Here is a 12,463-nt window from a genome sequence, read left to right as displayed (position 1 = left end):
TTTTCGTGTGGCCGGCGTTTCTTCTCATGAAATGCGCCCTGGTAATCGGGGTTTTCCATTTTTTTCTGCCGATCAATTTCGCGCATCTGCTCCTGATGTTCCGCCTTTCCGGTTGGTTCAATCACCAAATCTTCGGGCAGTGGTTTTTCCTCAATCGGCATACGAATCACCTCTTCAATTTTTTTCAGGTGATATTCTTCGGAAGGATTGATCAATGTGATGGCTTCACCATGATTGTTGGCCCGGGCCGTCCGTCCAATGCGGTGCACATAATCTTCATAGCGCTGGGGCAGGTCGAAGTTGATGACATGTGTAATCAATGAAACATCGAGGCCACGTGCCGAAACATCTGTCGAAATCAGAATCCGAAGTTCACCATCCTTAAAGGCCTGAATGGCGTTCATCCGGGTGTTTTGCCCTTTGTTGGAATGCAGGATCCGTTTTTCGCCCTCGGTCTTTCGCTTAATCACTTTGTACACCATTTCCGCGTGCTCCTTGGTTCGCACGAAGATCAGCACCCGGTTAAAAACTTCTTCGTCCTGCAGCCAGTGCCGGACCAGGTTCAGCTTGGTTTTAAAATTCGGAACTTTAAAATAGGATTGCTTCACCAGCTGCGCCGGCGTAGCCGAAGGTGATACTTCCACACGCTCCGGGAAATCCAGAAACTCCTGCGTCATCAGTTCCACCTTTTCATCGAAGGTGGCCGAGAACAGCAGGTTTTGACGTTTGACCGGAATGATTTCGAGCAGTTGCCGAATCTGTGGCATAAAGCCCATGTCGAGCATCCGGTCGGCTTCATCAATCACCAGTGTTTTTATTTTTTTCAGCGAAACGGCCCCGGCATGGTACAAATCGCGCAGGCGGCCGGGTGTTGCCACCAGAATATCGATGCCAGGTTCGATCAATGCGGCGTGTTTGGTCCAGCCAACGCCGCCGTAAACAGCGGCATGACGAATATCGCTGTAGCGGGTCAGTTCTTCAATGTCGTCGCCCACCTGAATGGACAACTCGCGCGTAGGCACTAAAATCAGGACCCGCGGATCAACTCCTTCGGCTTTCACCAGCTTCATGAATATCGGCAGCAGGTACGCGGCCGTTTTACCGGTTCCGGTTTGTGCCACACCCACCACGTCGGCTCCCGACCGAATGACGGGAATGGCTTTCGCTTGTATTGGCGTGGGCTGTTCAAAGCCCAGTTCATCCAACACCTTCAAAATCGATTTGTTAACTTTTAACTCGCTGAAACTTGTCATAGGCCGCAAAGATACACTTTTAATGTTTCCGAATCACAGCTCGAATTGAGGGGGATGCTCAGAGGAGTGATAATTAGCGATTGGTCATTGATAGTCATTTGATTGTCATTCGGTGGTCATCGATGGTGATAGCTGGATGATTTACTCCGCAAAATAGACCCGAAGGGATTTTATAAGGGTGGATGCTGAGTACTTGTGGCTTGCTACCTGCTGCAGATTCTGCTTCACACCATGCTTTTTCAGCGCGATGAGCCCCGAATAATCAGCTCGGGGAAAAGCTTTTCCACTTTTGGGGTGAAGGCTTCCTGGGCGGCATTCACCCGTTTCATCAGGATGCGGGCCGAAAGCATGCCCAGCTCGTAGGTGGGTTGCCAAACGGTTGACAAGGAGGGTTTGAAGTAGCAGGAATAGGGCTCATCGTCGAAGCCAATCACGGAGATTTCATTGGGAATCGAGATTCCGGCTTCTTTGATCACGTACATGGCTCCAATGGCCACGCCGTCGTTGACGGTGAAAATGGCATCAGGTGGCTCAGGCAGCGCCAGCAAGTGTTTGGTCGGCTCAATGCCCGCCTCGGGCGTAAAGCCACTGCTTTCGATGATATAGTCGTCCAGCACCGGAAGCTGGTACTTTTTTAGGGCATCGCGATAAGCGGCCAGCCGGTGCCGTGCGGTGGACAGCGTGGCTGAACCGGCAATATGGGCGATTCTCCGGCAGCCGGTGTGGATTAAATATTCAACAGCCTGAAGGGCGCCACGGTATTCATCCACAAACACTTTGTCAACTTCAAGGTCCTCACAGTCGCGGTCGAAAATGACCAGCGGAAACAGGCTGTCCTTCAACACCTGCAAATGCCCGTAATCTTTGGTTTCCCGCGAGGGGGAAATCAAAAATCCATCGACCCGGATGGACGTAAATTTCTCAACCAAAGCTTTTTCTTCTTCCAGCGACTCGTTCGACTGGCCAATAATCATGTTCATGCCCTGTGCCGTGAGCAAATCCTGTACGCCGCCGATCACCGAAGAAAAAAAGTAGCTGGTAATTTCCGGGACAATCACCCCGATCGTATTCGTCCGCTTACGAAGCAAACTCAAGGCCAGCAGGTTGGGGTGATAGTTGAGTTTCCGGGCCAGCGCAATCACGGCTTCACGGGTTTGGCGGCTAATGGCTGGATGGTTGTTTAAAGCCCGTGAAACTGTAGCGGGAGAGATGTTCAGCTCGCGGGCAATATCGGTGATGGTGGTTCGTGCTTTCGACATGATTCCCTTGGGTTGTTCGGTTAAAACGATTCGGTTTGCAGCAGTGGAACAAGTTGTTTCATATCGAAAAAGACCGTGGCTCCCAGTGCTTCCAGCTTGGTTCGATTTTTTGCATGGCCATAGGCATAGGCCTGAAACCCGCCGGCAGTAGCTGCTTTTACACCGGCCAGGCTGTCTTCGATCACCGCGCAATTGGCGGCTTGAAAGCCCATTTCGCGGGCGGCATAAAGAAAGATGTCGGGCTGCGGTTTCCAGCTATTGATGTCGTACGAACTAAAAATCCGTTGGTCGAAATACGTGATCAGCCCGGTCGTCGTTAAGCTTAGCCTGATCTTCTCGCGCGGCCCGCTCGACGCCACGCAGAAAGGAATACCCGCCTGTTGCAACTCATCCAGTACCCGGGAAACTCCCTGAACCGGTTTTAAATCGGTTTTAAACAGGTCGAAGGTACGGCGGCGAAATTCTTGTTCAAAATCATCCGGAAATTCGGTTTTTGCATGGGTTTTCAGGTAGTCCAGCGTGCTTGACATGGACACGCCTGAGAAATTTTCAATGGCATCGTCCAGCGCCAGGGGCACGCCTACCGAGGCAGCCATCTCCACCAGCACCTGGTTCGAAATGGCTTCACTATCGACCAACACACCATCGTTGTCAAAAATTATACATTGATACTTCATGCCAGATTTTAATTGTTGTGCTTGCCGCCTTCGGTTATTTTTAGCCGAAGCGTTTAATTGTGAGCACAAATTACACAGATTTAAGCAAACAAAAAACCGGGGTGGTTTGGCTCTCTGGTGTCACGGTTTTAGAAGCGCGGGTTTTAAAGCAAAACCCTGGCAAGTCGCGGAGACCTCTACGAAATCGTCTTGAAAACTTGAGCGATAACCCACCCGTTTCGCCAGTCGGCGAATCAATCTGACTTAAGAAACGAAGGGCAGGGGAGAATTTTTATTCACAGCCGATGGACAACGCGTCATTCCGAACCCCATCACAAACAACGCGTCATTCCGATCCGTCAGTTGCCGGACGGAATGTGTTAACGAGTGGCATCAGACGCTTCAAATAGTGAGGGTTTCACTTCGGGAGAAGCTCTCACTGGCATGCTACTCGGCTTATTGATCGGATGACTCTGAGTCATCCGATCAATAAAAGAAATGCCGGCTTTTTGAACCGATCGCGCTTTCGATGCCCGCGGCATCGGATGTTTATAGAAACACAGCATCAGGGAAAGATGCGATCCCGGATGGGATCGAACGGCTGCCGAAACCGAAAGCGCCACAAAAGAAATCGTTAACAAATAGGATTCCTTGAAACAGGAATAAGGGGAAGCCGAAAGCACTACACGGCTTCCCTTCAACGGTTCACGACACATTGAAATGAATTCATAAATCCTCGATAAAAGCCCACGGCACATCGAAATGAATCCACGAGAGATAGATCAGTCTGCATGAAAGCTTGAAATGATTGCATGAAAGCTTGATGCCAATGCACGACACATTGAAATCGCTGCATGAAAGAGGAATACCAATGCATGACACATTGAAACGACTGCATGGGAGCTTGATGTCAGTGCATGAAACATTGAAATTGCTGCATGAGAGATTGATGACAGTGCATGACATATGGAAACGACTGCATGAAAGATTGATAGCAGTGCATGACAGATTGAAATGACTGCACGAGAGATCGTTCGTTGGACATGAAGCTAAAATAAGCATACCAGAAAAGACACCAAGGTGAAACAGACCTTTGACTTTAGCATTGCATAACATCAGCACAAATCCGGGAGAAAGGGTACTGATATTTTTTACAATTCGACACCTAATACTTTGGTAAAAGCGAAATAACAACCATATTTGATGCACACAAGTTAGCCTTCATATAAAACAGCTGCGAGCCAACAGACAGAGTTTAGATTACACTCCCTTGGTTCTCCGGTCTGCACATACGAGTGAGGGCTTCACTCCAAGTGAAACCCTCACGACCTCCTATTTGAACATGGCCCTTCCCACTTTAGCGCAAGGTTATTTATTCGTAAAACTTTTTGCCCGGAAGTTTTTTATATAGGTACGGTGATTAAATTAGTCGTATCCTTCGGGCCGGTGGTTTGGCGCTTTTGGGCAAACAGGCGATTCACCGGCTCAACCGTGAATTTAGAAGTTATGGAATATCCTTTTATACAAGCTATTCAACAATTACTGAAAGGCGATTTGCCGGGCGAGAAAGCGCATCGGAAAATGCTTCCGCCAGGCCGTAAACTATCGGCAAATTTTGAGGAGATGGCGGAGGTCAAATACAGTAGCGTGTTGCTGCTGTTGTTTCCGCATGACGGGCGGATTTATACCTGCCTGACGCGCCGCAATGCGAACATGAAAACCCATCCGGGGCAAATCAGCTTTCCGGGCGGAAGAATTGAGGAAGGCGAAAGCCCCGAGCTGACCGCCATGCGTGAAGCCCAGGAAGAAGTGGGCATTTCGCCGCTCGATGTGCAGTTGCTGGGTATGTTGTCGCAGTTGTATATTCCGGTTAGTGGGTACACGATTTTTCCTTATGTGGGCTGGGTCGATCATAAGCCTGAGTTTGTTTTGAACCAAGCGGAGGCCGAGAAATTGATCCTGTTTCCGGTACAGGATTTTTTACAGGAAGAACGGATTGGGCAGGTTGAACTCGACACCATTCGTGGGCGACTAACCGTGCCGTATTATCCTTACGCAGGCGAAATTATTTGGGGAGCCACGGCCATGATTTTGGCTGAATTTTTTGAGGTGCTAAAAGAAGGCAGCCTTACTCTGCAATAATATTGGTGTAATCTCTGTAGGTTTCCAGCACCCGATTGACGTAGTTGTAGGGTTCTTCGCCCCGGCAGTAGCCCCAGCGCACCACGGGGTCTTTATAGAATTTCGATGCCGATTTATTCAGTAGGTAATAATCCACATTGTCATCCCAAATCTCCGGATTTTTGTCGTATTTCTCAGCCAGGCGTTGGGCATCTTTTACGTGGCCAAGCCCCACGTTGTAGGCGGCCAGCACGAACTTCATTCGTTGGGTCGAATCGGGTACGTCGGGTTTGAGGTTCTTGTCAAGCCATTCCAAAAGGCGCACACCCACCCGGATGTTTTGTTCTGGTTCTTCATACTCATTCATTCTCACCAGGTCGGCTGTTTCCGGCATGATTTGCATCAGACCATAAGCTCCGGCCCAGGATTCAGCTTCGGGGTCAAAGCGCGACTCGCGGTAGATCATGGCTGCCAGAAAACGCCAGTCCATGCCGGCTTTGTTGGCAGCCTCTTTAATCAGCTCGTCAAAGGGCGATATGTTGCCGTCGCGTATGGAGTGGTAGCCGCTGCTGGCCATGGTGCTGGAGCGGCTGTTTTCAAAATACTTGTTGTATAGCACCGCGTAGGTGGTTGTTTTTCGAAAGCTGCGAATCCAGTTGTTGAGGTATTCCAGCCATTCGTCGGAACCGTTACGCACAGCCCAGGCAATGTTTTGTGGAAAACTGACCGGCGTGTGGATGTCGAGATTGGGATAGAATGTTTGATTGACTTTGGCCACGTTCTCGTCGCACACGGTGTAGTCAATCTCGCCATTGGCCACCATCGATACCAGCTGTTCCACCCCATAAATGGAGTCCTGCACAATGTCGATCTCCTCGCCAATTTCGTCAGACAGGTTGACCATTCTTCGGTAGTAGGCGGTATTTTTCTGCACGTAAACGGTCTTTCCGGCCAGGTCAAGTTGATTGCGGATCAGGGAGTCTTCCATGGCATGGAGCGGAAGGCTGCGCCAGTTTTCGGGTTTGCGTTGCACCAACACCTGGCGGGTTTGTTCCAGTGGCAGGGTAAAAGCAATAATTTCATCTCGCTTTTTTGTGATGGTTAAATTTTTGGCAACCAGGTCGTATTGCTCATTCTGAAGGCCTTCAAAAGTTTCCTGCAGGTTGTTGCTTACGGATATTTCCAGCTGAACGCCCATGTCTTCGGCCAGATGTTTCAATAGTTCGTACTTGAAGCCCATGGGTTTTCCACGGTAAATAAAATAGTTGGTTGAGTTGTAATCAACCACGGCCCGCAGCTGCCCCGATTTCATGATTCGTGTCAGGTCGTTTTTTTTGTCTGCGGCCTGGTTCTCACCCTTCCGGTCTTTTCGTCCGGTGCAGGCAAAAAGCAAGGCGACCAATAAAAGTAGGATTAATGGACGGTATGTCTGTTTCGTATTCATATCTGTTGGGTAACTTCGGGCTAATCGTAGAATGTCCAGGCGACTCCGAGCCTGAATGTTCTGCGGTATAGCGGGTAATCCGGTGCTGCCCAAAATCCGCCGTCTAAAAAGCCCGAGGCTGCATTCAGCCATTGGAAAAAGACCCGGGTTCGTTTTAGTTTCAGGTTGATGTGGGCATCAACGAAGGGGAAGTTACCAATTTTATCTTGATTTTGCCAATAGTAGCGACCCGTGGCCGGATCATAAGCATCTGCATAAAACTCGGTGTTGTAACGCAGGTCGGCTCCTATTTGGGTGTATAAGACTTTGGATATGATGGTTTTGTAGTTTAAACTGACGTAGGTGCTAAAATCGGGCAGGTGTAGGTATTGTTCCTGGTTGGCTTTTTGCCACAGAAACTGTCCACGCAGCAGCCAGTGTTTCGATTCGATGGTTTTGTTGAGGTAAGCCGCTAACACCAGCAGTTCGGAACTTCCCTGTCGCGGCAGCGCTTCGGCATCGTTATAGATGTAGTTCCCAATCAGGGCATAGTTGGCCCCCAGGGTCAGTTTATATTTCTGAGAGTGGATTTCGGCATTGACAATCATTTCGTTTAGGTTGTCGAACCGGTTGTTCCAGGCGTAATGATTGGAGCTGAATCGTTGCTCAAAGTAATCGGGGACGATCGTGTTCAGTTCGCCCGATATTTTCAGGCTTGTGGTATCCTTTCCAATTCGGATGGGTTTGTAAATAAAGGCACTCAATTCCGTTTGGCCTGATCGGTAGCCGGTCAGGTAAAATTTTCCCTCGGCCCCCCATTTCCAGAAAACACCTTCGTCGCGCGAGATTCCGCCGCCTGCAAAGGTATTGCTGTGTTTGAATTTCTGTAGCAGGGTGTCCACCGGCATTTTTATGCGGATGAGGTCGTGGCCGATGAAGGCGCGTTTTGTAAAGGTGTATTTCCGGTCGGGCGCTTCGTAAAACCTCAGCTGAAAAATGTTGGTCAGCCGGTTAAAGCCAATCGTATCATTGGTAGCCAGTGAGTCGATGTAGGTGTTGCGGTAAAACTGCCGGTTGGATGCTTGGTCGGTGTCGGTATAGATTTTTTTGTTGCCTGAATATTCTACCTCATAAAAAAAACCGGTTCGCGGAATAAACTCATCCACGATGTTTCCCAGCGAATCTTCCACCTCAATGGTTTTTCCAAGCCGGTATTCGGTGTTCCAAAAAATGGTGTTGTTGTTCAAAGAGGTGTTGGCTTCGTCGAGATTGACAATGTAGATGTCGGTCTCTGAATACTCATTCAAGCCCGGATTTTCATCGGTCAAGCCGCCGTTTTCCATGTTACGGATCCGGTTGAAAAGCAGGTTGAAGTGCGAAACCCAATTGTTTGACTCATAACTGGAGTAAAACCCAATGGTGTGGTACTTGTTTTCCTGGTATTCGTATTGGCCCGTGGCTTTCGACTGGTCGTAAAGAAAAGCAAAGTTGAAGTCGCGGTTGATATTTTGCGAGTGAAACACATTGAAGCGGGTTTCATTCTGAATGTTTTTATTTTCACTTTGGCTGTAATCGAGCAGCGTGTAAGGCGTTGTTGTATTGAAGTACCGGATGTCCTCGGGAAATTTGGAATAGACATCGAAGGCCCGGTAAAAGTAGAAGTCAGAGTCGCCTTTTCGCTTGAAAAAATGATTCGATTGGTAGGCGCCACCCAGGTTGCCGGTAAAGGTATTGCTGATGCTGTTTTGATAGATGGGATTGTACAGGTGAAAGAAATTCAAGGCGGTATCCACCTCCGTTTCCTCCATCAGCGCTCCGTAGTTTTTCAATTCCCAACTGCGAATGAACGATGGAATGTGCTCTCCATGCTCGTGTTGATCTACCTCCAGACTATCGTTTGTTGGCAAGGTGCTTTCGGCATTGAATCCGCCAAAATTCCTGAGTTCTCCCTGGGCAAATAAAACGCTTACTGTGCCCAGTAAAATCCATATGGTTAACTGTATTTTCTGAAACATGCAGGGGCAAAGATAATTAAAAGTCAAAGTTTGACTGAGTTTTGTGCTTAAAAAAGTTTGGCGCCTTCATGGGGCATTGGACCGGGTCTGATTGGCCTTTAAACCGACCTGTTACAGCTAACTCACAAATTGGCTTTTTGTTGTTGGCCCGCGCTGATTTCGCTGAATAAACCTGTGGCTGTTTATCTACAAGTTTGCAGAATTATCTACAATCTGAATCGTCCGGCTTTTCGCTTCTAGCCTGCAATGCTAGTCGTTGGTGACTAATGATTTGTGCGTTTGTTTGGTTCCGAATTGAAAATTTTGTTCCGACTAGAATGATATTTGCTCAACGATGAAGAACAATATGGAAGCTTTGAAAGAGAATATCGTCGGTTCGCTCAATAGGTTTTTCACGGAGGTGGGGAACATCCTACTCTTTACCGGTCAGGTTATCCGGCAGTTTTTTTCGGCACCCTTCGAGTTTAAGGAGCTGATTCGCCAGGGATACTACATTGGTAACAAAACCCTGCCGTTGATTGCAATCACGGGGTTTATCATGGGTTTGGTGCTTACCTTGCAAAGCCGGCCGGTGATGGTTGATTTTGGAGCCGAATCGCTTTTGCCCGGGATGATTGCCATTTCAATCATTCGCGAAATAGGCCCGGTGATTACCGCCTTGCTGTGTGCCGGAAAAATAAGCTCTGGTATTGGCGCTGAGCTGGGAGCCATGAAAGTGACCGAGCAGCTGGATGCCATGGAGGTTTCGGGAGCCAAGCCTTTAAACTATGTGGTGGCTACCCGGGTGATGGCAACAACGATTTTGGTGCCGATCCTCGTTTTTTTCGCTGATGCCATTGGCTTGTTTGGTTCGTTTGCCGCCCTGAACATGCGCGAAGATATCTCGTTGAGGTTGTTCTTTTCGCAGGCTTTCGACTCACTGAGCTTTGCCGATGTGATTCCCGCCACAATCAAAACGGTTTTCTTCGGATTTTTCATCGGACTGATTGGCTCGTACAAAGGCTACACAGCCGACCGGGGAACCGAATCGGTGGGGCTTTCGGCCAATTCGGCGGTGGTGACCGCTTCGCTGGTGATCTTCATTATCGATCTGATTGCTGTTCAGATTTCAGAATTGATTTACGGCTTTTAACACAAAAACTATGGAAACAGTTATTGAAATCAAACATCTGGAGAAGTCGTTCGATCAACTCGCGGTGCTGACCGATATTAATCTGAAATTGGAGCGGGGCGAGAATCTTGCGATTTTGGGAAAGTCGGGGACCGGCAAATCGGTGCTGACCAAGTGCATTGTCCGGCTGGTGCAGGCCGACAAGGGAGAAATACTGGTGCTTGGCAATGATATTCTTAAAATGGATGATGAGCAACTGAACGAAACCCGGAAAAAAGTGGGCTATCTGTTTCAGGGCGGTGCTTTGTACGACTCCATGACGGTCAGGCAAAACCTTGAATTTCAGATCAGGCGAACCCAGATGGAGAAAAAGAAAAAAGAGCTTCGCGAACTGGTGGAAGAATCGCTCGAAAATGTGGGCTTGGCGGATGCGATCAATAAAATGCCGGCGGAGCTCTCCGGAGGAATGAAAAAACGGATTGGGCTGGCCCGAACCTTGATTTTAAAACCGCAAATTATTTTGTACGACGAACCGACCACCGGCCTTGATCCGGTGACTTCAGGCGAAATCAGTGAGCTGATTTTGCAGGTTCAGGAGAAATACAACACCTCCTCCATCATTATTACACACGATATGAAATGTGCAAAGATGACGGCCAATCAACTTAAAATAATGAAGGATGGAAAGTTCTATGCCGAAGGCACTTTCAGCCAGTTAAGCGAAAGTGACGATCAGGAAGTGAAAGCCTATTTCAGCTAAAAAAATAGTATTATGAGTAAGATTAAAAGTCGTCCGTTAAAGTTAGGAATGCTGGTTTCCATTGGCTTATTGCTGTTTGTAATGGCCGTTTACTACCTGGGAAGCAAGCAGAACCTGTTCTCATCAACCTTCACCATAACCAGTCATTTTTCAGATGTGAAAGGCTTGGTTGAAGGCAACAAAGTCCGGTATTCAGGCATCAGTGTGGGCACGGTTTCGAACGTGACCATTATTTCCGACTCGACCATCTTGGTGGAGATGCTGGTGAATGAAAAAGTGCGGGAGTTTATCCGGAAAGATTCCAGGGTGGAAATTGGACGCGAAGGATTGATGGGCAGTAAAATGGTGATCATTCATCCGGGGTCGCCCGAGGCGGGCAGCGTGGAAGACCAGGGACAGCTGGCCTCGATTAACCCGGTTGATGTGCAGGAAATGGTGCAGGAGGCCCGGAAGATTATTGATGACAGCCGCATGGTGTCGAAAGCCCTTCTGGAAATGAGTGAGAAAATTAACAATGGCGATGGTGATTTGGCCAGGTTGATCAATGATAATTCAATCACAACAAAATTGAGCAAGGCTGGCGACGAACTGCTTGCCTTTACTGAAAACGCCAAAGAAATTTCAACGAAGGTAAATCGCGGAGAAGGAGACCTTGGACGCTTGGTCAATGATACGGCCATCACCTATGAACTGACATTCACCTTGAACCGCTTACGGCAAATGAGCGCCCGGGCGGATTCGGTGACCATGGAAATGCTGCTTTTCAGCAAAGAACTGAATGAAGGCAACGGTGTGCTCAACCGCCTGGTGTATGACGAGCAAATGGCACAGCACCTGGATACGACCGTTATTAAAGCTGGCCGTGGAATTGAAGAGGTGGCCAGAACAGCCGAAACCATTAGGGAAAGCTGGATTCTCAATCTTTTTTCAGGACGAAACAAAAAGGATAAGCAGGCGGACTAAATCGATGTTCGCTCGTTTAACTGGCTAAAAATTGGTATCTTCAAAAACTTTGGTTCCGGCCTTTTGTTTATATGTTAAAATAATAAGGCCGTTCAAAGCAAAAGTGCGCGCGCAAGCCGAATTTGCGAAAGTTGAGCGACCAAAAGAACAAAGTTCCTTTAGCCACCTGCATCCATGAAAAAGAAACTGGGAAAACAAATTGAAGAAATAGCCGAGATCATCAATCAATTGGAGGACGGAGATTTTGACGTGGAATCGTTGATGGAGCTGGATGAGCTGCTGGATTTGCTAAGCAACAAAATTAAATCGACCAAACTCGGATTTCCGCTCAGTGGACAGCCGGTCAAGCTAGAGTCGGTTAGGCACGAAGCCATTTTTATTTTCGACACCACCTACAAAGTTTACAAATACACCGGCATTTTCGATCATCTTTTTTATCCGGGGAAAAGCGGGGCACTGCATATTTCCGATCTGCTGAAAATTGAAGAGCAGGATGTTTTTTCCGCCCGGATTGATCGCTTGCTGGCCTCCCGGGAAAGCCAGGAGTTCGAAACCATTATTCGCTCAACCCAGGGAATTCCGCTGGCAGCAACCATTAGCCTTGAATTGCTTTCCGAGAAATCGGGCGAAGAATTGATCTTGGCTGGCGTCAACTTTTCAAATACCACCATGACCGACATCAAAAACTATCAGCAGATTGTCATCGACAATTTGCCCGATATTGATGTTTTTTTGTTCGATACCGACTATCGGTACGTGCTGGCAGGTGGCCGCGAAAAAGAACGGTTTGGCTTGTCGAACAGTTACTTTGCGGGCAAAACGCTTTTTGAGGCCTTTGAAGAAAAAGTGCACAAACGCCTGTTTCCGTTTTACCGCAAAGCCCTCAGCGGCGAAATGGCCGA

10 protein-coding genes are annotated in these 12,463 nt (G+C 48.3%); 5 read left to right on the top strand and 5 right to left on the bottom strand.

The features are described 5' to 3' along the window. The 3 genes from NC99_RS01640 to NC99_RS01630 all read right to left on the bottom strand — a co-directional run. A partial coding sequence (locus tag NC99_RS01640; protein ID WP_053179179.1) for a DEAD/DEAH box helicase occupies positions 1–1,253 on the bottom strand: 1,253 nt, incomplete at its 3' end. Positions 1,254–1,492: 239 nt separating this feature from the next. Continuing rightward, the gene (locus NC99_RS01635; RefSeq protein WP_053179176.1) at positions 1,493–2,512 is read right to left on the bottom strand and encodes a LacI family DNA-binding transcriptional regulator; all 1,020 of its coding nucleotides are present in this window, start codon (positions 2,510–2,512) and stop codon (positions 1,493–1,495) included. 20 nt (positions 2,513–2,532) lie between these two features. Further along, on the bottom strand, positions 2,533–3,189 hold the full coding sequence (locus NC99_RS01630) for an HAD family hydrolase (RefSeq protein WP_053179174.1): 657 nt from the start codon (positions 3,187–3,189) through the stop codon (positions 2,533–2,535). A gap of 1,485 nt (positions 3,190–4,674) precedes the next feature. Between NC99_RS01630 and NC99_RS01625 the strand changes: the two genes are divergently transcribed. Beyond that, entirely contained in the window at positions 4,675–5,310 is a 636-nt protein-coding gene (locus tag NC99_RS01625) for an NUDIX hydrolase (RefSeq protein WP_053179172.1), read from the top strand. Here the strand turns inward: NC99_RS01625 and NC99_RS01620 are convergent. After that, on the bottom strand, positions 5,297–6,733 hold the full coding sequence (locus NC99_RS01620) for an MltF family protein (RefSeq protein ID WP_053179170.1): 1,437 nt from the start codon (positions 6,731–6,733) through the stop codon (positions 5,297–5,299). The two genes, NC99_RS01625 and NC99_RS01620, sit on opposite strands and share 14 nt — an antisense overlap. Positions 6,734–6,753: 20 nt before the next feature. Further along, a complete protein-coding gene (locus tag NC99_RS01615; protein WP_053179163.1) occupies positions 6,754–8,727 on the bottom strand; it encodes a putative porin in 1,974 nt (657 codons plus the stop codon). 334 nt (positions 8,728–9,061) lie between these two features. Here NC99_RS01615 and NC99_RS01610 point away from each other — a divergent pair, with 334 nt between their 5' ends. The 4 genes from NC99_RS01610 to NC99_RS01595 form a co-directional block, all read left to right on the top strand. Continuing rightward, positions 9,062–9,859 carry an MlaE family ABC transporter permease gene (locus NC99_RS01610; protein ID WP_239684387.1) on the top strand — a complete coding sequence of 266 codons (798 nt, stop codon included), beginning with the start codon at positions 9,062–9,064 and terminating at the stop codon, positions 9,857–9,859. A gap of 10 nt (positions 9,860–9,869) precedes the next feature. Further along, positions 9,870–10,598, top strand: coding sequence for an ABC transporter ATP-binding protein (locus NC99_RS01605; RefSeq protein WP_053179161.1), 729 nt, complete (start codon positions 9,870–9,872; stop codon positions 10,596–10,598). 12 nt (positions 10,599–10,610) lie between these two features. Continuing rightward, positions 10,611–11,561, top strand: a complete 951-nt coding sequence (locus tag NC99_RS01600) for an MlaD family protein (protein WP_082326248.1) — start codon at positions 10,611–10,613, stop codon at positions 11,559–11,561. Between the two features lie 174 nt (positions 11,562–11,735). Further along, positions 11,736–12,463, top strand: a 728-nt coding sequence (locus NC99_RS01595; protein WP_157624352.1) for a hypothetical protein, incomplete at its 3' end; no start/stop codon positions are given.

Origin of the sequence: Sunxiuqinia dokdonensis (assembly GCF_001270965.1) — a bacterium.
GTDB classification, from domain to species: domain Bacteria; phylum Bacteroidota; class Bacteroidia; order Bacteroidales; family Prolixibacteraceae; genus Sunxiuqinia; species Sunxiuqinia dokdonensis.
The sequence above is the reverse complement of the archived record's forward strand: the minus strand, read 5'-3'. Positions and strand labels throughout refer to the sequence as shown.

Bases quoted from the DNA above. Each gene is read 5' to 3' on its own strand.
- NC99_RS01635 (WP_053179176.1), bottom strand. From the start codon at position 2,512: ATGTCGAAAGCACGAACCACCATCACCGATATTGCCCGCGAGCTGAAC.
- NC99_RS01630 (WP_053179174.1), bottom strand. From the start codon at position 3,189: ATGAAGTATCAATGTATAATTTTTGACAACGATGGTGTGTTGGTCGAT.
- NC99_RS01625 (WP_053179172.1), top strand. From the start codon at position 4,675: ATGGAATATCCTTTTATACAAGCTATTCAACAATTACTGAAAGGCGAT.
- NC99_RS01620 (WP_053179170.1), bottom strand. From the start codon at position 6,733: ATGAATACGAAACAGACATACCGTCCATTAATCCTACTTTTATTGGTC.
- NC99_RS01615 (WP_053179163.1), bottom strand. From the start codon at position 8,727: ATGTTTCAGAAAATACAGTTAACCATATGGATTTTACTGGGCACAGTA.
- NC99_RS01610 (WP_239684387.1), top strand. From the start codon at position 9,062: ATGAAGAACAATATGGAAGCTTTGAAAGAGAATATCGTCGGTTCGCTC.
- NC99_RS01605 (WP_053179161.1), top strand. From the start codon at position 9,870: ATGGAAACAGTTATTGAAATCAAACATCTGGAGAAGTCGTTCGATCAA.
- NC99_RS01600 (WP_082326248.1), top strand. From the start codon at position 10,611: ATGAGTAAGATTAAAAGTCGTCCGTTAAAGTTAGGAATGCTGGTTTCC.